This window comes from Cellulosimicrobium sp. I38E, from assembly GCF_001647255.1.
GTDB lineage: Bacteria > Actinomycetota > Actinomycetes > Actinomycetales > Cellulomonadaceae > Cellulosimicrobium > Cellulosimicrobium cellulans_E.
On sequence record NZ_LUAZ01000017.1, the window covers coordinates 212,978 to 233,220 of the forward strand.

Sequence of the window (20,243 nt, forward strand, 5' to 3'; positions counted from 1 at the left end):
CATGAGCGCCCCCGCGGACCCGACCGGGCCGACGCCCCGCGCCCGCCGCCACGACCCCGAGCGGCGCGACCGCATCATCGACGCGTGCCTCGACGTCGTCGCCGAGCACGGCGTCGCGGGCACGTCGCACCGGCGCGTCGCGGCCGCGGCGGACGTCCCGCTGGGGTCGATGACGTACCACTTCGCCGGGATGGACGAGCTGCTGCGCGAGGCGTTCGGCCGGTTCACGCGCGACGCCGCCGCCCAGTTCGAGCGCCGCATGAGCGACGCGCGCACGCCCGAGGAGGCCGTGCAGGCGGTCACGACGCTCATCACGCACGACGTGTTCGCGACCCAGCGCGACCTCGTCCTGTCGCACGAGCTCTACACGCTCGCGGCGCGCGACCCCGCGTACCGGACGCTCACGAACGACTGGATGCGTCGCAGCCGGGACGCCCTCGGGCGCCACTTCGACCCCGCGACGTGCCGCGTGCTCGACGCGTTCATCGAGGGCATGACCATCCACCGCGCGCTCGACACCGAGCCGCACGACGACGTCGACGTCCTCGGCGCGGTCCGGCGTCTCACGCGGGTGCCCTGACGGCGCGCTCCCGTCAGGGCGCGGTCACCTCGAACAGCTCGCACGTGGTGTCGTAGTACGCGTCGGTGGTGCCGCGGTGGGTCATGCCGATCCGGCGGCACACCGCCTGGGAGGCGGCGTTGTCGACGTGCGTCACGGCGACGACGCGGTCGAGCCCGCGCTCGAACGCGTGCGCGAGCACCGCGGAGGCCGCCTCGGTCGCGTACCCGCGGCCCCACACGTCGGGGTGGAAGTGCCACCCGATCTCCGTGTCGTCCGAGGGCTGCAACGGGTCGCCCGTGCCCGACGCCGGGATGAGCTTGAGCAGGATGGTCCCCACGGGCGCGGCGTCGGGCAGGCCCGTGCCCTCCCCCTCGCGCGGGACGACGGCCCACACCCCGTGCGTGCCGTCGTCGGCGGCGACCCAGCGCTCGACCCGCTCCAGCGCCTCGTCCCGGTGCTCCAGGACGCGCGGCGTCACGCCGATGAACCGCATGACGTCCCAGCGGGAGTAGATGTCGAGGACGGCGTCGGCGTCGTCGGGCTGCCACGGGCGGAGGATGAGCCGTGGCGTCGTCAAGGTCTGCATCGCCCCAGGCTACGAGGCCCACCGGTGCCTGAGGACCGCGGCGTCAGATGATCTTGGGAAAGGTCGCCAGGAAGACGATGCCGACCACGAGGACCACGCACGCGAGGCCGACCATGGCCCAGGAGGCGCGCTCCGAGCGGAACCGACCGGCGAACGCGCCGAAGAACAGCACGAGCGCGAAGAGCACGGTGGTCAGCGTGTAGTTGTCGCCCCGCTGGTTGTTGACGAGCGCCTGCGCGAAGAGGGCGTCGGCCCGCTCGTCGGCCTCGACCGCCTCGACCGCACCCGGCGGGACGTAGGCGTCGAGCGCGAACGGGCTCGGGGCGGCGTCGGGGTTCCGGAGAGGGCGCGAGGCGAGCCACTCGTCGAACGCGGGCTGGAAGTGGGGCGTGAAGCGCGCGCGCGTGAACTCCTCCAGCTCCGTGTCCCCGGTCGCGTACGCCTCGAGCCACAGGCTGAACACCTGGAGGTCGATGGACCGGGCGGTGTCGGCGTGCGCGCGCTCCGTCGAGGCCTCGATGCGCTGGGTCGACGCGCGCGAGAACGCGATCGACATCTCGCCGCCCCACTTGCTCGCCTCGAACCCGCTCCACGCCGTGAGGACGGCCGTCACCGCGAGCAGCACCACGGTCACGGTCTCGCGCCACGACCGGCCGCCCTCGCTGTCCGCTTCCTCGTCGGCCACCTCAGGACCGTAGCCCGCACGGCGCGGTCGCGCGCGGCGACCGCGGCACGCAGGCCTCGGTGCGGTCAGCCCGCGTCAGCCCGCGTCGTCACGCGCGCGGCGCCGTCGCAGCGCGAGCAGGACACCGCCCAGCACGAGGGCCGCGAGCGCCGTGGCGAGCAGCCCCGTGACGGCCGAGCCGGTCGTGGCGAGGTCCTCCCCGCCGGTGGTCGCACCGGACGTGGGGGTCGCGTCCGGCCCGGGCACGTCCGACGTCGGCCCGTCCGTGGGCGGCGACGTCTCGCCAGGCTCGGTGGGCGTCGTCGGGCCGGTGACCGTGTTGGTGACGGTGCACGTGACGTCGGCACCGTCCCCGACCCGGACCGTGTCGTCGACCAGCTCGCCGCCGTCGCAGGCCCACGCGATCTGGTCGTAGTCCCACTCGCTGTCCGACTCCGAGAGGTCGTAGGCGCCCTCGGCGACGGGGACGGTGGTCACGTCGGGGCTGCCGTCGTGACCCGACAGCGGGGTCGGTCCTGCGGCCGTGAGCTCCCAGTCGTCGGCCGGGGCCGCGTCGTCGACGACCTCCTTGTGGAGCGTCAGCGTGCCGGCGAGCCAGTGGTTCGTCACCGTGCACACGACGTCGGCGCCCGCGGGGACGATCACCGTGGACCCCGCCACGCGCGCACCCTCGCAGCTCCAGCCGAGCGAGGTCCACCCCTCGGGTCCGCCGCTCTCCGCGAGGGCATACCGTCCGGGCTCGACGCTCACGTGCGAGACGGCGGCGCTCGCGGTCGGGCCCGAGGCCGACAGCCCGGCGCCCTCGGCGGAGAGCGTCCACTCCGTGGCGGCGACCTCGCCGGTGAACCCGCGGTCGTCGAGCTCCTTGACGAGCGTGAGGTGCGGGAGCAGCGCGACGTTGGTCACCGTGCACGTCGCGACGCCGCCCGCGGGCAGCGACACCGTCGAACCCGTGAGCGTCGCGTCTCCCGTGCACGACCACCCCTCGCTGTCGTACCCGCCGAACCCTCCCGTCTCGGCGAGCTCGTAGTCGCCGGCGGGCAGGTGGCGCTGCGTCGTCGCGGGGGTCCCGCTCGCGCCCTCGACGACCGCGTCCCCGGCCGCGTCGGTCGCGGTGAGGGTCCACGCGGCCGGGTCGGCGGACCCGCCCACGACGTCCTTGACGAGCGTGAGCGTCGAGCCGACGTAGGTGTTCGTCACCGTGCAGACCACGTCGTCGTCCGGCGCGATCGTCACGACGTCTCCCGCCTGGCCGGTCGCCCCCTCGCACACCCACTCCCCCGACTCGTGGTCGGGCAGGGTCGTGAGCTCTGCGAGCGTGTGCTCACCGGCGCCCACGTGCACGTGGGACACCTCGACCCCGCCGGACGGGCCCGTGATCGTGGCCGTCCCACCCCCGGCCTGCGGCCCCGTCGCCGCGAGCGACCAGTCGGCGGGCACGGTCGGCCCACCCTGGACCTCCTTGGCCAGCGTGAGGTGCGGCAGCACGACGGCGTTCGTCACCGTGCACACGACCGTCGCGCCGGGCTCGACGCTGACGACCGAGCCGTCGAGCGTGCCGCCTGTGCACTGCCACGGTCCCGGGTCGAACCCCGTCCAACCCGCCTCGGAGAGCGCGTAGTCACCGGGCGGGACGTCCACGCCGGTGACATCCGGCGAGCCGCTCGACCCCGAGACGGTGGTGCCCTCGCCCGCCGCGGTGAGGGTCCAGTCCGCGGGGACGGCCGCCGTCGTGCCCTCGATCTCCTTGACGAGCGTGAGGATCCCGCCCTGCCACGTGTTGGTCGCGGTGCACGTGACGTGCTCGGCCGGGGCGATCGTCACGCTCCCGCCGGCTCCGTCGCCCGCCGCGGCGCCCGTGCAGGACCACGCACCCGCGTAGCCGACGGGTCCCTGCTCCCCGAGCGCGTACTCGCCGGGCGCGACGCCTGCCGCCGTCACCTCCGGGTCGCCGGTCACGCCCGAGACCGCCTGCGGCCCGGTCGCGCTGAGCGTCCAGTCCTCGGCGCCGGCCGGGCCGCCGACGACCTTCTTGACGAGCGTGAGCGTCGGCTCCGCCCCACCGCCCGCGCCCGACACGTTGCGGACCGTGCACGTGACCGACCGCCCCAGGTCGAGGGTGACGACGTCCCCCGACAGCGGGGCGCCGTCGCACGTCCAGCCCTCGCTCCGGTACCCGGCCGGGCCGCCCTCCTCCGACAGCGTGTACTGCCCGACCCGCATCGGCACGCCCGTCACCGCGGGGCTGCCGGACGGCCCGGCCACAGACTCGGGCCCCTGCGCGCGCAGCGTCCAGTCGGCCGGCGACGCCGTGCCGCCCTCGACCTCCTTGACGAGCGTCAGGCTCGGGCGGACCGCCTCGTTGTCGACCGTGCACTGCACCGAACCGCCGGGAGGCACGACGACCTCGGGCGTCGGGTCGAGGATGTCCGCCCCGCCGCAGTTCCAGTTCTGGAACCGGTAGCCGGACACGCCGCCCGACTCGGAGATGCGGTAGGTCCCCGCCGGGACCTCGAGCGACTGCACGCCGTTGAGCCCGTCGCCCTCGATCGTCGCGCCCGTGGTGACGTTCACCGCGTGCATCGTCCACAGCTCGCGGCGTCCCTCTGAGGATCCCGTGTCGAGGTTCTCGATCCGCTTGAAGAGCGAGAGGCGACCGGTCTCGGCCTGCGCCGCGGCGGCGCGGCCACCCGTGACGGCGACGGCCGCCAGGACGGCGAGCACGACCGTCAGCGCGAGCACGGCCGCCACGGAGGCGCGGTCGAGGGAGCGGGGGGACGTGGGCACGGACACTCCTGCGGGCTCGGGGCGCGGGTCGTCACCCGACGCTAACCCGGCGCGCCACGGCGCGCCCGGCGTCCGGCAGCAGTCCGGCGTCGTGCCGTTCGTCGCACGCGGGCCACCGTTCGTCGCACACCTCGACCGCCGGTCGACGTGACCTGGATCACCCCCTCGCGGCCTCCCTAGCCTTCCGTGGTCGGACCGCAACGACGCGACCCTGGAGAGGCTCGATGACGACAGACACCCGCGCGGCGCGGAACGCCGCCCCCGACGAGCCGGAGATCACGCCGGACCCGTCGCTGCCCCCCACCGCAGTGCCCGACTCCGTCCCCGGGGCGCAGACGCGGACCCGCTGGACGCCGCAGAAGATCGCCCTGTGGGCCGCGATCTCGCTGCTCGGCGGCGTCGCCTGGGTGATGCTCGCGGTCGTCCGCGGCGAGACCGTCAACGCGATCTGGTTCGTGTTCGCGGCCGTCTGCACCTACCTCATCGGGTACCGCTTCTACTCCAAGGTCATCGAGCGCTACATCACGCGCCCCGACGACCGCCGGGCGACCCCGGCCGAGGTGCGCGAGGACGGCAAGGACTACGTCCCGACCGACCGCCACGTGCTGTTCGGCCACCACTTCGCCGCGATCGCCGGCGCGGGCCCGCTCGTCGGCCCGGTGCTCGCCGCGCAGATGGGCTACCTGCCGGGCACGATCTGGATCATCGTCGGCGTCGTGCTCGCGGGCGCGGTGCAGGACTACCTCGTCCTGTTCTTCTCCATGCGCCGCGGCGGCCGGACCATCGGCCAGATGGCGCGCCAGGAGCTGGGCCGCGTGGGCGGCACCGCCGCGATCGTCGCGTCGCTGCTCATCATGATCATCATCGTCGCGATCCTCGCGCTCGTGGTCGTCAACGCGCTCGGCGAGAGCCCGTGGGGCGTCTTCTCCGTCTCGATGACGATCCCGATCGCGCTCTTCATGGGCGTCTACCTGCGCTACATCCGCCCGGGGAAGATCACCGAGGTCTCGATCATCGGGTTCGTCCTGCTCCTCGCCGCGATCGTCGCGGGCGGCTGGATCGCGGACACGTCGTGGGGCGCCGAGCTCTTCCACCTCGACCGCACGACCATCGCGGTCGGCGTGATCGTCTACGGCTTCGTCGCCGCCGTCCTGCCCGTGTGGCTCCTGCTCGCGCCCCGCGACTACCTCTCGACGTTCATGAAGGTCGGCGTCATCGTCGTCCTCGCGGTCGCGGTGATCGTCGTGCGGCCCGAGATCACGGTGCCCGCGATCAGCGAGTTCGCGAGCGGCGAGACGGGCCCGGTCGTGTCCGGGGCGTTGTTCCCGTTCCTCTTCGTCACCATCGCGTGCGGCGCGCTGTCCGGCTTCCACGCGCTCATCGCGTCGGGTACCACGCCCAAGCTCGTCGAGAAGGAGCGCCAGACGCGCTTCATCGGCTACGGCGGCATGCTCATGGAGTCGTTCGTCGCGATCATGGCGCTCGTCGCCGCGATCTCGATCGACCGCGGGATCTACTTCGCGATGAACTCCTCCGCGGCCGCCACGGGCGGCACGGTCGAGGGCGCGGTCGCGTTCGTCAACGGGCTCGGCCTCATGGGGGTCAACCTCACCCCGGACATGCTCACGTCGACCGCCGAGGCCGTCGGTGAACCGTCGATCGTGTCCCGCACGGGCGGTGCCCCGACGCTCGCGCTCGGCCTCGCGCACATCATGCAGCAGCTCGTGGGCGGCACCGCGATGATGGGCTTCTGGTACCACTTCGCGATCATGTTCGAGGCGCTGTTCATCCTCACGGCCGTCGACGCCGGCACGCGCGTCGCGCGGTTCATGCTCCAGGACACGATCGGCAACGTGGCGCCCAAGTTCCGGGACGTGACGTGGCGGCCGGGCGTGTGGTTGTGCACCGCGATCATGGTCGCCGGGTGGGGCAGCATCCTCTACCTCGGCGTCACCGACCCGCTCGGCGGCATCAACACGTTCTTCCCGCTCTTCGGCATCGCGAACCAGCTCCTCGCGGCGATCGCGCTCGCCGTCGTGCTGGCGATCGTCGCCAAGCGCGGGCGCAGCTACCAGCGCTGGCTGTGGATCGTCGCGGCGCCGCTCGCGTTCACCGCGGTCATCACCATCTGGGCGTCGATCGAGAAGATCTTCTCCCCCGTCCCCGCGGTCGGGTACTGGGCCAACCACAACGCGTTCAAGGACGCGCTCGCCGCCGGCGAGACGTCGTTCGGCACCGCCGGCTCGGTCGAGGCGATGGAGGCGGTCGTCCGCAACACGTTCGTCCAGGGCACGCTCTCGATCGTGTTCGTCGTGCTCGCGATCGTCGTCATCGTCGCCTCGGTCCTCGTGACCGCGAAGGCGCTGCGCGTCGGCGGCGGCACGAACCACGAGGACCCGCCCGTGGCCTCGCGGCGCTTCGCCCCGGCCGACCTGTTCGCGACGAAGGCCGAGAAGGAGATCCAGAAGGAGTGGGCGGCGCTCCCGCCCGAGAAGCGCCCTGCCGCGACGGGGCACCGGTGACGGTGCGGCAGGGCTCGCAGGGTCCCGCCACGACGGTCCGCGCGACCGTCGTGGCGGGGCTCCGCGCCGTCCGCTGGTACGTGCGGCAGGTCATGGGCGACGACGCGTACTCGACCTACGCCGCGCACCAGCGCGCGGTGCACCCGGGCGGTGTCGTGCTGACCGAGCGCGAGTTCTGGCGGATGCGCCACGCCGAGCAGGACGCGAACCCGGGCTCGCGCTGCTGCTGAGCCGCGGGCCGGCCGACGCCTCGCCGACGAGCACGACCCTGCTCGCCGTCGAGCACGATCTGGGTGTCGCTATCCGCCCGACAACGACACCAAGGTCGTGCTCGGCACCTGGCCCGGTCGACGACCGCGCCGCCGCGACCGCTACGGTGACGGGCGTGGCTCGCCCTCCCGTCCCCATCACGCTCGACCCGCCGCGGGGTCAGATCCCCACCGTCACGGTCGTGCTCGCCACCGACCCCTCGACCGCGGCCGGCTGGGTCGCCGAGGCGTTCGGCTCCCAGCGCTGGAAGCGTCGCGCCTCGGACGCCGCCCACCAGGCCGGCGCGGCGCTGTGGGAGATCGGGGGCGCCGGTCGCGCCTTCTTCCTCGACGACCTCGACGTGCTGCGCTGGGTCACCCCACGCGCGACGGCGCTCTTCTCGCACGGCCGGGCCGTCGCGACGGTCGGGCCCCTCGACCCGGGAACGGGCCAGGCTCCCGCAACGACCGTCGCCCTGTCCCTCGTCGACGGCGCCTTCTCCTGCCGCGAGAGCCTCGGCGCCGTCGCGCGCGGCCTGTGCGACCGCGCCGTCCGCGCCGGGGCGCTGCGCCCCGACGACGTCCCGGTCTGGGCGAACGCCGTCGAGATCGCGGCCGGGTCGCCCCTCCACCCGGCCACCGGGCGAAAGCTCTTCCGCCGTGGCTGACGCGACGACGACCGGACGTGGGACGTTCCCGCCCGTGATCGAGCTGGCCATGAGCGACGCCGCGAAGCGTCAGGTGCTGCGCTCCAACATGACGCTGATCTCGATCCTCGCGCCGCTCGTGGGCCTCGCCCAGCTCCCCGCGGCGATCACGGGCGGGAACATGGCCCTCGCCGTCGGGTTCCTCGTCTTCGCGCTGTCCATGATCCCGCTGACGTACGCGATCGCGCGGCGCATGGTCGACCGCGCGCGGATCGTCCTGGGCGACGGGACGTACACCGTGCACGGGTGGGGCCGACCGAAGCGGTTCACGGTCACGGACGTCGACCGCGTCGTCACGGTGGACCGCATGGCGTTCGGGATGGCCGGGGCGACGCACCACCTCATCGTCCTCGGCCCCACCAAGCGGCTGCTCCTGCTCGTCGGGCAGATGTGGGACCGCGACCAGCTCTCGACCGTCGCGCTCGACCTCGCGCGCCGCGGCGTCCAGCTCACGCCCTGGCACCAGCCGGTCACGCCGGCCCAGCTCCGCGCGTTCGACCGGCGGCTCGTGCCCTGGCCGCAGGCGCACCCGGTCGCCCTCGGCCTGCTGGTCGGGCTCGGCACGCTCCTCGTCCTCGTGGTGCTGTTCGTCGTCCTGGTCGCGCTCATCGTCTGAGCACCCCGTCCCGCCGGGACCGGTCGTGCCAGTAGCCCTGCGCGTGCACGCGCGACCTCTCGATCCCCGCCGCCACGAGCTCGCCGCGGACCCGCGCGACGGTGGCGCTCTCCGTCGCGCACCACGCGTAGAAGCCGGTGCCCGCGTCGGCCGCCGACCGGCCGTGCTCCGCTGCCCAGTCCCGGACCGCGCCCAGCACGGCCCGCTCGGCCCCACGGCGATGCCGAGGCACGTGCTCGACGCGCACGGTCCCGGGCACGTCGCCGACCGGCGCGTCGGCCGGGTCGTCGGCCTCCACGAGCACGTGCGCCCGCACGTCGGGACCCAGGCTCGCGAGGATGCCGCGCACCGCGGGCGCCGAGGTCTCGTCACCCACGAGCAGCACGTGCGCGACGTCGAGCCCCGGGTCCCACTGGGTGCCGTGGTCGGTCACGCCGTACCGCGCGTGCGGCGCCGAGAGCAGCACGCGATCCCCGGGCGCCGCGCGGCGTGCCCAGGCGCTCGCCGGTCCGGCGGGCTCGTGCAGGTACAGGTCGAGGTCCACCTCGGCGGCCCGCGGCCGCACGGCCACAGGCGTGTACGAGCGCATCACCGGTCGCACGTCGTCGTCGAGCGCGGACCACTCGCGCCGCCACACGCTCTCGACCGCGAGCCCCGCGCGCCGCGCGAGCTCGTCCGCACCCGGGCCGGGGAGCAGGATCTTCACGCGCTGGTCGAGCCCGACGTCGGCGCACCCCGCCAGGTCCGGGCCGGCGAGGGTCACGCGCACGAGGCGCGGGCCGACGTCGTGCACGCGCGCGACCGTCGTCGGGAAGAGGACGTTGGGCGACCGGTGGAACCGGCACCCCGCCGCGCTCCCGGCCGTGCTCGCGGCCGTGGCCGAGGACCCGGCCCGCCGGTCAGGACCCGGCACGGTCCTGGAGGAACTGCTCGACGTCGTCGAGGACGGCCTGCCCACCGAGCGGCCCGACGCCGCTGATCCAGTACGACTGGTCGACGACACGCACGTCGGGGAACGACCCCGCGTTGAGCGGGATCTCGGCCGGGACCGCGGCCGGGTCGGCCGGGTCGGCAGCAGAGACGAGGACGAGGTCGGCGGCGGCCTCTGTCACGCGCTCGGGCGACAGGTCGACCGAGATGTCCTCGCCCCAGTCCTGCTCCGGCGTCGAGAACCCGACGCACTCGAGCGTGCTGCCCGCGAACGACCGCGGGCCGTAGGCCGACACGATGCCGTCGCGCGGGCGCAGCAGCTGCGCCGTCCCGGTGACGTCGTAGTCCTCCTGGAGCTGGGCGCACCGCTCGTCGTAGGCGTCCAGCAGGGCCTGGGCGTCGGTCTCGCGGCCGAGCGCGCGGCCCACGAGCAGCACGTTCTCCTGCCAGGGGTCGGTCTGCGTCGCCATGAACACCGTCGGCGCGATCCCCGCGAGCTGGGCGTAGAGGTCGGCGTGGCGCGACTCCGTGCCGAGGATGAGGTCCGGCTCGAGCGCGGCGATGGCCTCGAGGCTCGGCTCGGGCACCGTGCCCACGACCTCGATCGCCTGCGCGTCCTCGCCGAGGTACGCCGGCACGCCGGCCTCGACGCTCAGCACGGCGGCACCGACCGGGACGACGCCGAGCGCGACCGCGGTGTCCGTCTCCACGGGCTCGAGCGTCACGACGCGCTGCGGCGCCGCCGCGAGCTCGGCTGTCCCGCGCGCGTGCTCGACGGCGTACCCCGCCGCGGTGTCGTCCGGCGCCGGCGCACCGGTCGGCGCGGGCTCGGGGTCGGACGAGCACGCCGCGAGGAGGGCGGCGGCGAGCACGAGGGCGGTGGTGGTGACGCTGCGGCGCACGCGCGGGCTCGACGTGGTCCGGGAGATCGGCACAGGAGGTTCCTTCGTCATGGGATAGGGCTGCCTAACCTTATCTGGCCCGCCGGGTGGGTGACGCCGCGCTGGATACGATCACTGCATGTCCGGGCCCGTGTTCGCCGGCGCCGTCGCCGGTCTCGCCGTGGGCGTGCTGCTCACCCTCGGGCTCGTGCTCGCCTGGCGGCTCGCGCGCGGGTCGCGCGAGCTCGGGAGCGACTCGGACCGCGCCACGTTCCGCACCCTGCACCTCGCGTCGCGCGCCGCGACGCACCTGCGGGGCGGCCTCGACGGCGACGACGTCGGCCGCGCGGCACGCTCCCTGCGCCAGCTCCTCGGCGCCGAGGCGCTCGCCGTGGTCACGGCCGAGGGCGCCGTCGCGCTCGACGGCAGCACGACCCTCGAGCCCGACGCGCGCCGGGTCGCCGAGCGCGTGCTCGCCACCGGTCGCCGCCACGTCGAGAGCCGGGACCACAAGAACGGCGACGAGGCGGGCGGCGACGTCGCGGACGCCGTCGGGGCGCCAGTCGTCGCGGGCGGGCGCGTCGCGGGCGTGGTCGTCGCGTTCGCCGGCACGGTCCGCCCACCGCTCGTGCGCGCGACGGGCGAGGTCGCGCAGTGGTGCTCGGCCCAGCTCGAGCTCGGCGAGCTGGAGGCGTCGCGCACGGCGCTCGCGCAGGCCGAGCTGCGCGCGCTGCGCGCCCAGATCAGCCCGCACTTCGTCTACAACGCGCTCGGCGCCATCGCGTCGTTCATCAGCACGGACCCGGAGCGGGCGCGCGACCTCGTGCTCGACTTCGCCGACTTCACGCGCTACTCCTTCCGGGGCCGCGGCGACTTCACGACCCTCGCGGACGAGCTGCGCTCCATCCACTCCTACGTCGAGCTCGAGCGCGCACGGTTCGGCGAGCGCCTCGCCGTGACCCTCCAGATCGCGCCCGAGTCGTTGACCACCGTGATCCCGTTCCTGTCGGTGCAGCCGCTCGTCGAGAACGCGGTCCGGCACGGGCTGGAGCCCCGGGAGCGCGGCGGCACGATCGTCATCACCGCGCGCGACGAGGGCACCCAGACGGAGATCACGGTCGAGGACGACGGCGTCGGCATGGACCCGGCGGTCGTGCGCGAGCTCCTCACGTCCCGCGGGAGCGAGCACGTGGGGCTGCGCAACGTCGACCGGCGCGTGCGCCAGCTCTACGGCGACGACCACGCGCTCGACATCGAGACCGCCCCCGGCTCGGGCACGCTCGTGCGCCTGCGCGTGCCCCGCTCCCAGCCCCTGCACGAGACGGAGGTGAGCGTGCCGTGACCGGCACCGAAGCGACCCCGGGCCCGGCGCCCGAGGACCCGGCCGCCGTCGGGCTCGACGTGCTCGTCGCCGACGACGAGCGGCCCGTGCTCGACGAGCTCGTCGCCCTGCTGCGGCGCGACCCGCGCGTGCGGACCGTGCTCGGGGTCGCGACCGGCTCGGAGGCGCTGCGCGAGCTCTCCTCGCGCACGGTCGACGCGGCCTTCCTCGACATCCACATGCCCGGGCTGACGGGCCTCGACCTCGCGCGCGCGCTCTCGCGGTTCGCCGACCGCCCGGCCGTCGTGTTCGTCACCGCCGACGAGGCTCGCGCGCTCGAGGCGTTCGACGTCGAGGCGGTCGACTACGTGCTCAAGCCCGTGCGCCGCGAGCGCCTGACGCGCGCCGTCGACCGGGTCGTGGAGCGCGTCGCGGACCGCGCGGGCCGTGCGGGCGGGACCGCCCCGGACGCCGGAGCGGCGCCCGCGAGCGCCGCTCCCCCGGTCGTGGGGTCCGGTGCGGGACCCGACGTGCCGGAGGACGAGACGCTGGTCGTGACGGTCGGGACGACGACGCGGCTCGTCCGGCGCAGCGCGGTGCGATGGGTGCAGGCGCAGGGCGACTACTCGCGGCTCGTGACGGACACCGAGCAGTTCCTCGTGCGCGAGCCGCTGTCCGACCTGGAGGAGCGGTGGGCCCCGGCCGGGTTCCTGCGCGTCCACCGGTCGTACCTCGTGGACCGCGCGGCCGTGACCGCGGCGCGGTTCGGGGGCGCGCAGCCCGCGCTCGTCGTCGCGGGCCACGAGGTCCCGGTGAGCCGCCGCATGGTCCCGGCGGTGCGCGAGGCGCTGCTCGGCCCGCACCGGGGGCCGTCGTGAGCGACCCGGGCCCCTCGTCGGCCCCGACCCCGCCCGCCGAGCGCGTGCGCGTCCGGTCGACGGACGCGCGACCCGACGCCGGGCCGCCGTCGGGCACCCCGCGAGGCCGCCCCGAGGAGCCGGACGACGACGTAGCCCACTACACGCGCGGCCTCGTCCGGGCGCAGCTCCGGCTCGGGCTCGCGTGCGTGGTCTCGTTCCTCGCCGTCGTCGCGCTGCTCACGGTGACGATGAGCGCGGTGCCCGCGCTGGACGCCGTCGTGATCCTCGGCGTCCCGCTCCCCTGGCTCGTGCACGCGTACGGCTTCTACCCCGTGATCGTCGCGTTCGCGGTCGTGTTCGCCGTCGCGGCGGCGCGCAACGAGCGCCGGTACCGCGCCCTCGCCGAGGGATCGGCCGGGCCCGCCGAGGGCGGCCCGGACGAGGCGGTCCCCGACCAGGCGGGCGCCCCGTGAGCGCGCTGCCCCTCGTCGCGATCGGGCTGCTCCTGCTCGCGACCGGCCTCATCGGGTTCTACGGCCTGCGCATCTCCCGCACCACGAGCGACTTCTTCGTCGCGTCGCGCACGGTGCGGCCCGTGTGGAACGCGTCCGCGATCAGCGGCGAGTACCTGTCCGCGGGCACGTTCCTCGGCCTCTCGGGGCTCGTGCTGCTCTCCGGCGCGGAGGCGTTCTGGTTCCCCGTCGGGTACGCGGCGGGCTACCTGCTCGTCCTGCTGTTCGTCGCCGGCCCGCTGCGCCGCAGCGGCGCGTACACGATCCCCGACTTCGTCCACGCCCGGCTCGACTCCGTCGTCGCGCGCCGCGTCACGAGCGTCCTCGTGCTCGTCATCGGGTGGCTCTACGTGGTGCCGCAGCTCCACGGCGCGGCGCTCGTCATCACGAGCGTCGCGCCCGTCCCGCCGTGGGTCGGGTCGGTCGGGATCGCGGTCGTCGTGAGCGCGGTCGTCGCGGCGGGCGGCATGCGCTCCATCACGTTCGTCCAGGCGTTCCAGTTCTGGGTCAAGCTCACGGCGCTCGCGCTGCCCCTCGTGTTCGTGCTCATGGCGCTCGGCGGGGCGTTCGAGCCCGGCGGCGCGATCGTCACGTTCGACCCCGCCGCCGTGTTCCCCCACGACGCCGGACCCGGCGGCCTCGACGCGTACGCGACCGTCTCGCTCCTGCTCGCGCTCCTGCTCGGCACGACCGGCCTGCCGCACGTCCTCGTGCGCTTCTACACCTCGCCCGACGGCGGCTCGGCTCGCCGCACGACCGTCGTCGTGCTCGTGATGATCAGCGTGTTCTACATGGTGTCGAGCACGCTCGGGCTCGTCGCGCGGGTCGTCGCTCCCGACCTCGCCGAGCCCGGGGTCGCGGACACCGTGGTCCTCACCCTGCCGACCCGCCTCGTGCCCGGGCTCGGCGGCGAGCTGCTCGCCGCGCTCGTCGTCGCCGGAGCGTTCGCCGCGTTCCTCGGCACGTCCTCGGGGCTCGTCGTGGCGCTCGCGGGCGTCGTGAGCCAGGACCTGTTCGGCGGGACCGTGCGGTCGTTCCGGTGGTCGGCGGTGGCGTGCACGCTCATCCCGCTCGCGTTCGCGCTCGTCACCATCCCGCAGGGGCTCGTGACGAGCGTCGGGACGGTGTTCGTCTTCGCCGCCTCCGCGCTGTCGCCCGTGATCCTGCTGGGCGTGTGGTGGCGCCGCCTCACCGCGCGCGGCGCGGTGGCGGGGATGGTCGTGGGGTCCGTCCTGTGCGCGACGGCGCTGCTCGCCTCGTCCGCCCTCGTCGCCGCGGGCTACGGGACGGTCTCGTCCGGCGCGACGGCGGACGGCGTCCCCGGCGTCGTGCGCGCCCTGCTCGCCCAGCCCGCGGCATGGACCATCCCGATCGCGACCGCGACGGTCGTCGTCGTGTCCCTGCTCGACCGCCACGGCCCGCCCCTGCGCACCGACCGGTTCCTCCGGCGCCTGCACGTCCCGGAGCTCCGGCGCCGTTGACGACGGTGCGCGGCCTGAGATCTGTAGCGTAGAAAGCGTGAGATCTGCAGCGCAGGAGCCCTGACCTGGTCAGATCCAGCGCGCGCCGATCTCGTCGTGGAGCTGCTGCGTCTTCTGCACGCGCAGCACGCCGTCCTCGACCGCAGTCTCCAGGCCGACCTCCCGCGCGATCGCGACGATCGCGTCGCGCTGCTCCGGGTGGTCGTCCGCGTCGCCGCCGTCCCAGAGCTCGAGCCACCGGTCGGTGGGGTCGTCGCTGCCGCAGTCGGCCCACACGCGGCAGATCCGATCGAGCTCGTCCTGCGTCATCGGGCGGGTCGGGGTCGCGTACATGGCGGGCTCCTGTGCTCGCTCGGTGTCGGTGAGAGGTCGGCTCACCCTAGTCCCGGGCCGGCGCCTCCGGCGCATCGGTTCGCGCCGACCTGGCTGCCCACCGTGCGGTGGACCCCGCCCGGTCGAGCGCGTCGTCGACGAAGGCGGCGAGGAGTGCGGCGACCTCGCTCGCGTGCGTCTCGAGCAGGAAGTGACCGGCGTCGTAGACGTGCACGGCGAGGGTCTCCATGACCTCGTGGTAGGCGACGACCTCGCGGATGTCGAAGAACGTGTCGAAGCGGCCCCAGAGGACCATGCACGGGGGCTGGTGGCGCCGGTGGTAGGCGGCGATCGCGGGGAAGCGTGCGACGTGCGACCGGTAGTCGGTGAAGAGCCGGAACTGCAGGTCGGTCATGCCCGGGCGCGACAGCCGCCCCCAGTCGAGGTGCCACGACTCGGGCGGATGAAGCTCCTGGACGCTCGGAGGCGACCCGGCGAGGTACTGGTCCCGGGTCCCTTCGAAGGTCAGCCAGTCCGGGAGCGCCGCCCGGTTCTCCGGGGTCGGGTCGGCCCAGAAACGCCGGGCCGTGTCCCAGGTGTCCCCGAGGCCCGCGTCGTGGGCGTTGCCGTTCTGCACGACCAGTCCCAGCACGTGGCCGGGGTCGCGCATCGCCAGCGAGTACCCGACGGGAGTGCCGAAGTCGGTGACGTAGAGGACGTAGCGCTCGATCCCCAGGCTCGTGACCAGCGCCTCGATCACGTCCGTCAGGCGCTCGAACGTGTACTCCTCGGGCGGGAGGGCGTCGGAGAAGCCGAAGCCGGGAAGGTCGGGGGCGACGACGTACGCGTGGTCGGCGAGCACCGGCATCACGTCCCGGAACGAGTGGGACGAGGCGGGGAAGCCGTGCAGGAGCAGCACCGCGGTCGACGAGGGCACCCCGGCCTCGCGGTAGTGGATACCTACCCCGTCGACCTCTCGGGAGCGGTGCCGCGGCTTGGACGAGTGCTTCATCGGATCCTCCTGAGCGCTCCGAGCGACAGGTCGTGACCGTCCGCCCATCATAGGAAGGAGGCCTCGACCGGGCGGGCGTCTCAGCAGGCGAGCACCCTCGACCGCATGGCGGATGCGCCGTAGGATCGTGCCAACCATCCAGAGCGGTCGAGAGTCCTGGCTCGACGACACCGCAGCAACCCGCCGACGGAAGCCTCCCGAGGACAAAGGTGCTAACGCCAGGGTCGATGGAGCGACTAATGGTCTCAGAGGCATCCTTCGCGCACCGTCCGGGCAGCACGTGCCCGACGGCGGTCGCGCACGCACGCACCCCGGTCGGAGCGACGTCGTGAGCGTCGCGGACGCCGTCGGGCAGGCCCACGGCGGGGCCGCACGCCCCACGGTCTCGTTCGAGCTCATGCCCCCGCGGCGCCCGGACGCGGCGCCGAAGTTCTGGGAGACGGCGCGGCGTCTCGTCGCGACCCACCCCGACTTCGTCTCGGTGACGTACGGCGCGGCCGGGACCGACCGCGCGACCGCGCGCCAGGTCGTCGGCCGCCTGCTCCAGGGCACGCCCGTGCTGCCGATCGCGCACCTCACGTGCGTCGGGGCGTCGCGCGAGGACGTGGAGGAGGTCATCTCCGACTTCCTCGACGAGGGCGTGCGCAGCTTCCTCGCGCTGCGCGGCGACCCGCCGCGCGACCAGCCGGACTGGCAGCCCGCGCCCGACGGCGTGCGGTCGTCGACCGAGCTCGTCGCGCTCCTGCGCGAGGTCGAGGCGTCGCGCTGCGCGTCCGACCCGGCCGCGGCGCTGCGCGGCGCGGCCCGCCCGCTGACGATCGCCGTCGCGACGTTCTGCGACGGCAACCCCGCCGCCGGCACGACGCGCGCCCAGGAGGTGCGCCGCCTGTGGCAGAAGCAGCAGGCCGGCGCGAGCTTCGCGATCACGCAGCTCTTCTACGACGCGTCGTCGTACACCGACTTCGTCGCCGAGGCCCGCGCGGCCGGCGTGACGATCCCCATCCTCGCCGGGCTGCTGCCCACGACGGAGCCTGCGCGGCTCCGTCGCGTCGAGGAGCTCACGGGCGTGCGCGCGCCTCAGCACCTGCTGGACGCGCTCGACGCCCTGCCCGACCCGGAGGCGCAGCACGCCTACGGGATCGCGTACACCGTGGACCTCGCGCAGCGCGTCCTCGACGCGGGCACGCCCGGTCTGCACGTGTACACGTTCAACAAGCACCGCGCCGCTCTTGACCTGCTCGAGGGTGTCCACCTCGGCGGCGGGTCGGCCGGGACGGGAGGCAGCACCAGCGCTGCCGCCGCCCCGCTCGTCCCGGACCTGGCCAGCGGGCCGTGGGTCACCGGCACCTCCCTGCCCACGACGAGCGCCGCCACGCACGGCACGCCCGTCTGACCGGTCCTCCGGACCAGCAAGAGGTTTCGATCATGGCCACTTCCGTACCCTCCCCTACCCAGAACCCGGTCAGCTTCCCCGCCGGCACCGTGCTCGGCTACCCGCGCATCGGGCGCCGCCGCGAGCTCAAGAAGGCCGTCGAGGCGTTTTGGGCCGGCAAGACGTCGGTCGACGAGCTCGAGGCCACGGCCCGCGAGCTGCGCCTCGCGACCGTCCGCCGGCTCGTCGACCTCGGCCTCGGCGCCGACGACGCGTCCGTCCCCGGCTCGTTCTCCTACTACGACCAGGTGCTCGACGTCGCGGCCTCCCTCGGGGCGGTCCCGTCGCGGTTCGCGTCGCTCACCGACGACGCCGGCCGCCTCGACCTCGCGGGCTACTTCACCGTGGCGCGCGGCCAGGGCGACGACGCGCCGCTCGAGATGACCAAGTGGTTCGACACGAACTACCACTACCTCGTGCCCGAGATCGGCCCGGACACCCCGATCCGGTTCGTCGACGACCGCGTCGTGCGCGAGTTCGTCGAGGCCAAGGAGGCGGGCGTCGTGACGCGGCCCGTCGTCGTCGGGCCCGTGACGTTCCTCGCGCTGTCCAAGGCCGCCGACGACGCGCCCGCCGGGTACTCGCCGCTCGACCGCCTGGACGACGTCGTCGCCGCCTACGCCGACCTGCTGCGTGCGCTCGCCGCCGCGGGGGCACCCTGGGTCCAGCTCGACGAGCCGATCCTCGTCACCGACTCGGTCGACGTGCCGTTCACGGAGCTCGCGGCAGCGGTGGAGTCGGCCTACCGCACCCTCGCGACCGACCTCCGCCCCGTGCCGAACCCGGGGTCGCTCCCCACGGAGACCTCCGGGTCGGGAGCGATCCCGGGTTCGACGCAGGACGCGCGGCCCGCGATCCTCGTCGCGACGCCGTTCGGCGGGTTGGAGACGCCGGTCGACGCCGACGGCGGGACCCACGACTTCCTGGCGACGCTCGCGGGCACGGACGTCGAAGCGATCGCGATCGACGCCGTCCGGGCAGACCTTCCGGGCTCGCTCTACGACGACCTCGTGTCGAAGACGCTCGTCGTCGGGGCGATCGACGGGCACAACATCTGGCGTGCCGACCTGTCCACGAAGCTCGACGTGCTCGATGCCGCACGCGACCTCGGTGCAGGCGCGGTCGCCGTCGGCACGTCGACGTCGCTGCTGCACGTGCCGCACGACGTGGAGGACGAGACGTTCGCCGAGCCCGGCACGGCGTCGGGCACGACGCTCGACCCGCGCCTGCGCGACTGGCTCGCGTTCGCGGACCAGAAGGTCGGCGAGGTCGCGACGCTCGCCCGCGCGCTGACCGAGGGTCGCGACGCCGTCGCGGAGGAGATCGAGGCGTCCCGCGCAGCGGTGGCGTCGCGCGCGGAGGCGAGCGGCGTCGTCGTGCCCGCGGTGCGCGAGCGCGCCGCCGCGCTGACGGACGCGGACTTCGCGCGCGGCGACTACGCCGAGCGCGCCGCGGCCCAGCAGGAGCGCCTGAACCTGCCGCCGCTGCCGACGACGACCATCGGGTCGTTCCCGCAGACCCCCGAGATCCGCCGCGCCCGCGCGCAGTGGACCAAGGGCGACCTCTCCGACGCCGACTACACGGTCGCGATGCGCGAGGAGATCGCGCGCGTCGTCGCGCTCCAGGAGGAGCTCGGCCTCGACGTGCTCGTGCACGGCGAGCCGGAGCGCAACGACATGGTGCAGTACTTCGCGGAGCACCTCGACGGGTTCGCCGTCACCGCGAACGGCTGGGTGCAGTCGTACGGGTCGCGCTGCGTGCGGCCGCCGATCCTGTGGGGCGACGTGACGCGCCCGGCGCCGATCACGGTCGAGTGGTCGTCGTACACGGCGTCGCTCACCGAGAAGCCGGTCAAGGGCATGCTCACCGGGCCGGTGACGATCCTCGCGTGGTCGTTCGTGCGCGACGACCAGCCGCTCGGCGACACCGCGAACCAGGTCGGCCTCGCGCTGCGCGACGAGATCGCGGACCTGGAGGCGGCCGGCATCGGGATCGTCCAGGTCGACGAGCCCGCGCTGCGCGAGCTCCTGCCGCTGCGCAAGGCCGACCAGCCGGCGTACCTCGACTGGTCGGTGGGGTCGTTCCGGCTCGCGACGTCGGGCGTGGAGGCGGCGACGCAGATCCACACGCACCTGTGCTACTCGGAGTTCGGCGAGGTCATCGGCGCGATCGACGGCCTCGACGCCGACGTGACGTCGGTCGAGGCGGCACGCTCGCGCATGGAGATCGTGCCCGAGCTGCGCGACGCCGGGTACGCGCGCGGCATCGGGCCGGGCGTCTACGACATCCACAGCCCGCGCGTCCCCTCGACGGAGGAGGTCACCGAGCTGCTGGAGCTCGCGGTGAAGTCGATCGACCCGAAGGTCGTGTGGGTCAACCCCGACTGCGGGCTGAAGACCCGCCGCTACGAGGAGACCGTGCCGTCGCTCGAGCACCTCGTCGCGGCCGCACAGGCGGTCCGGGCGACGCTCGGCTGACCCCGGACACGCCGGAGGCCGGGTTCCCGTCGGAACCCGGCCTCCGCGTCGCGTCGGTCAGCGCTCGGTCGTGCCCGTCCCCGCCATCGGGAGGGCGAACGCGAGCGTCGCGGCGAGGAGACCGCCGACGAAGAGCCACACGCCGCCGTCGACGCCGGACATGCCCGACCCCATGAGGACCAGACCCCCGACGAACAGGGCGAACGAGACGACGAACCGCGCCAGCGCGCCCGCGTGCCCGGGGATGTCGCGGCCTTCCGTCCCGGTGGGGAGGGGGCTGTCGGCCGCCTGCTCGCTGGTCGTGGTCATGGC

Annotated in this window: 19 protein-coding genes and 1 riboswitch; of the genes, 11 read left to right on the plus strand and 8 right to left on the minus strand. The window is 74.3% G+C overall.

Features of this window, described 5'->3' with window-relative positions:
* Window position 1 precedes the first annotated feature (1 nt).
* The gene (locus tag A0J59_RS06195; protein WP_053370445.1) at window positions 2–580 is read left to right on the plus strand and encodes a TetR/AcrR family transcriptional regulator; all 579 of its coding nucleotides are present in this window, start codon (window positions 2–4) and stop codon (window positions 578–580) included.
* A 13-nt stretch (window positions 581–593) separates the two neighbouring features.
* Here the strand turns inward: A0J59_RS06195 and A0J59_RS06200 are convergent, their stop codons facing one another.
* The 3 genes from A0J59_RS06200 to A0J59_RS06210 all read right to left on the minus strand — a co-directional run bounded on the left by A0J59_RS06200 (window position 594) and on the right by A0J59_RS06210 (window position 4,620).
* On the minus strand, window positions 594–1,148 hold the full coding sequence (locus A0J59_RS06200) for a GNAT family N-acetyltransferase (RefSeq protein ID WP_064315551.1): 555 nt from the start codon (window positions 1,146–1,148) through the stop codon (window positions 594–596).
* A 43-nt stretch (window positions 1,149–1,191) separates the two neighbouring features.
* Entirely contained in the window at window positions 1,192–1,833 is a 642-nt protein-coding gene (locus tag A0J59_RS06205) for a hypothetical protein (RefSeq protein WP_047230982.1), read from the minus strand.
* Between the two features lie 75 nt (window positions 1,834–1,908).
* Window positions 1,909–4,620 carry a hypothetical protein gene (locus A0J59_RS06210; RefSeq protein WP_064315552.1) on the minus strand — a complete coding sequence of 904 codons (2,712 nt, stop codon included), beginning with the start codon at window positions 4,618–4,620 and terminating at the stop codon, window positions 1,909–1,911.
* Window positions 4,621–4,844: 224 nt separating this feature from the next.
* Here A0J59_RS06210 and A0J59_RS06215 point away from each other — a divergent pair, with 224 nt between their 5' ends.
* The 4 genes from A0J59_RS06215 to A0J59_RS06230 all read left to right on the plus strand — a co-directional run bounded on the left by A0J59_RS06215 (window position 4,845) and on the right by A0J59_RS06230 (window position 8,713).
* Complete coding sequence (locus A0J59_RS06215; protein WP_064315553.1) at window positions 4,845–7,142, plus strand: carbon starvation CstA family protein; 2,298 nt, start codon at window positions 4,845–4,847, stop codon at window positions 7,140–7,142.
* Window positions 7,139–7,372 (plus strand): YbdD/YjiX family protein, encoded by a 234-nt coding sequence (locus tag A0J59_RS22290; RefSeq protein ID WP_369799751.1) that lies wholly within the window; start codon window positions 7,139–7,141, stop codon window positions 7,370–7,372. Before A0J59_RS06215 ends, A0J59_RS22290 begins: the two co-directional genes overlap by 4 nt.
* 155 nt (window positions 7,373–7,527) lie before the next feature.
* A complete protein-coding gene (locus A0J59_RS06225) occupies window positions 7,528–8,058 on the plus strand; it encodes a hypothetical protein (RefSeq protein WP_156532838.1) in 531 nt (176 codons plus the stop codon).
* The gene (locus A0J59_RS06230) at window positions 8,051–8,713 is read left to right on the plus strand and encodes a hypothetical protein (protein ID WP_220084441.1); all 663 of its coding nucleotides are present in this window, start codon (window positions 8,051–8,053) and stop codon (window positions 8,711–8,713) included. The genes A0J59_RS06225 and A0J59_RS06230 overlap by 8 nt, the downstream gene beginning before the upstream one ends.
* Here A0J59_RS06230 and A0J59_RS06235 read toward each other — a convergent pair.
* Together A0J59_RS06235 and A0J59_RS06240 are read right to left on the minus strand one after the other, a co-directional pair.
* Window positions 8,703–9,626, minus strand: a complete 924-nt coding sequence (locus A0J59_RS06235) for a siderophore-interacting protein (RefSeq protein ID WP_082918783.1) — start codon at window positions 9,624–9,626, stop codon at window positions 8,703–8,705. The two genes, A0J59_RS06230 and A0J59_RS06235, sit on opposite strands and share 11 nt — an antisense overlap.
* Window positions 9,613–10,596 carry an iron-siderophore ABC transporter substrate-binding protein gene (locus tag A0J59_RS06240; RefSeq protein WP_082140834.1) on the minus strand — a complete coding sequence of 328 codons (984 nt, stop codon included), beginning with the start codon at window positions 10,594–10,596 and terminating at the stop codon, window positions 9,613–9,615. The genes A0J59_RS06235 and A0J59_RS06240 overlap by 14 nt, the downstream gene beginning before the upstream one ends.
* A 67-nt stretch (window positions 10,597–10,663) precedes the next feature.
* On the opposite strand from A0J59_RS06240, the gene A0J59_RS06245 reads away from it, so the two are divergent.
* Genes A0J59_RS06245 through A0J59_RS06260 form a run of 4 tightly spaced genes read left to right on the plus strand, consistent with a single transcriptional unit; the run spans window position 10,664 to window position 14,698 of the window.
* Window positions 10,664–11,866, plus strand: a complete 1,203-nt coding sequence (locus A0J59_RS06245; RefSeq protein WP_047230977.1) for a sensor histidine kinase — start codon at window positions 10,664–10,666, stop codon at window positions 11,864–11,866.
* A complete protein-coding gene (locus A0J59_RS06250) occupies window positions 11,863–12,723 on the plus strand; it encodes a LytTR family DNA-binding domain-containing protein (protein WP_064315556.1) in 861 nt (286 codons plus the stop codon). The genes A0J59_RS06245 and A0J59_RS06250 overlap by 4 nt, the downstream gene beginning before the upstream one ends.
* Window positions 12,720–13,178, plus strand: coding sequence for a hypothetical protein (locus A0J59_RS06255; RefSeq protein ID WP_064315557.1), 459 nt, complete (start codon window positions 12,720–12,722; stop codon window positions 13,176–13,178). The genes A0J59_RS06250 and A0J59_RS06255 overlap by 4 nt, the downstream gene beginning before the upstream one ends.
* Entirely contained in the window at window positions 13,175–14,698 is a 1,524-nt protein-coding gene (locus A0J59_RS06260) for a cation acetate symporter (RefSeq protein WP_064315558.1), read from the plus strand. Before A0J59_RS06255 ends, A0J59_RS06260 begins: the two co-directional genes overlap by 4 nt.
* A gap of 69 nt (window positions 14,699–14,767) precedes the next feature.
* Here A0J59_RS06260 and A0J59_RS06265 read toward each other — a convergent pair whose 3' ends face one another.
* Both A0J59_RS06265 and A0J59_RS06270 read right to left on the minus strand, forming a co-directional pair.
* Complete coding sequence (locus tag A0J59_RS06265; RefSeq protein ID WP_047230974.1) at window positions 14,768–15,031, minus strand: hypothetical protein; 264 nt, start codon at window positions 15,029–15,031, stop codon at window positions 14,768–14,770.
* Between the two features lie 46 nt (window positions 15,032–15,077).
* Window positions 15,078–16,022 (minus strand): alpha/beta fold hydrolase, encoded by a 945-nt coding sequence (locus A0J59_RS06270; RefSeq protein WP_064315559.1) that lies wholly within the window; start codon window positions 16,020–16,022, stop codon window positions 15,078–15,080.
* Window positions 16,023–16,153: 131 nt separating this feature from the next.
* Window positions 16,154–16,256: riboswitch (SAM riboswitch) on the plus strand.
* A gap of 163 nt (window positions 16,257–16,419) precedes the next feature.
* On the opposite strand from A0J59_RS06270, the gene A0J59_RS06275 reads away from it, so the two are divergent.
* Both A0J59_RS06275 and metE read left to right on the plus strand, forming a co-directional pair.
* Window positions 16,420–17,415, plus strand: coding sequence for a methylenetetrahydrofolate reductase (locus A0J59_RS06275; protein WP_082140886.1), 996 nt, complete (start codon window positions 16,420–16,422; stop codon window positions 17,413–17,415).
* Window positions 17,416–17,447: 32 nt separating this feature from the next.
* Window positions 17,448–19,931 carry a 5-methyltetrahydropteroyltriglutamate--homocysteine S-methyltransferase gene (gene metE / locus A0J59_RS06280; RefSeq protein ID WP_064315560.1) on the plus strand — a complete coding sequence of 828 codons (2,484 nt, stop codon included), beginning with the start codon at window positions 17,448–17,450 and terminating at the stop codon, window positions 19,929–19,931.
* 57 nt (window positions 19,932–19,988) lie between these two features.
* Here the strand turns inward: metE and A0J59_RS06285 are convergent, their stop codons facing one another.
* A complete protein-coding gene (locus A0J59_RS06285) occupies window positions 19,989–20,240 on the minus strand; it encodes a hypothetical protein (protein WP_231581656.1) in 252 nt (83 codons plus the stop codon).
* Window positions 20,241–20,243 lie beyond the last annotated feature (3 nt).

What these genes read in the sequence shown, in the direction of transcription:
- A0J59_RS06200 (WP_064315551.1), bottom strand. Translation starts at nt 1,148, where the DNA reads ATGCAGACCTTGACGACGCCACGGCTCATCCTCCGCCCGTGGCAGCCC.
- A0J59_RS06265 (WP_047230974.1), bottom strand. Translation starts at nt 15,031, where the DNA reads ATGTACGCGACCCCGACCCGCCCGATGACGCAGGACGAGCTCGATCGG.
- metE (WP_064315560.1), top strand. Translation starts at nt 17,448, where the DNA reads ATGGCCACTTCCGTACCCTCCCCTACCCAGAACCCGGTCAGCTTCCCC.
- A0J59_RS06215 (WP_064315553.1), top strand. Translation starts at nt 4,845, where the DNA reads ATGACGACAGACACCCGCGCGGCGCGGAACGCCGCCCCCGACGAGCCG.
- A0J59_RS06195 (WP_053370445.1), top strand. Translation starts at nt 2, where the DNA reads ATGAGCGCCCCCGCGGACCCGACCGGGCCGACGCCCCGCGCCCGCCGC.
- A0J59_RS06245 (WP_047230977.1), top strand. Translation starts at nt 10,664, where the DNA reads ATGTCCGGGCCCGTGTTCGCCGGCGCCGTCGCCGGTCTCGCCGTGGGC.
- A0J59_RS06270 (WP_064315559.1), bottom strand. Translation starts at nt 16,022, where the DNA reads ATGAAGCACTCGTCCAAGCCGCGGCACCGCTCCCGAGAGGTCGACGGG.
- A0J59_RS06275 (WP_082140886.1), top strand. Translation starts at nt 16,420, where the DNA reads ATGCCCCCGCGGCGCCCGGACGCGGCGCCGAAGTTCTGGGAGACGGCG.
- A0J59_RS06285 (WP_231581656.1), bottom strand. Translation starts at nt 20,240, where the DNA reads ATGACCACGACCAGCGAGCAGGCGGCCGACAGCCCCCTCCCCACCGGG.
- A0J59_RS06240 (WP_082140834.1), bottom strand. Translation starts at nt 10,596, where the DNA reads ATGACGAAGGAACCTCCTGTGCCGATCTCCCGGACCACGTCGAGCCCG.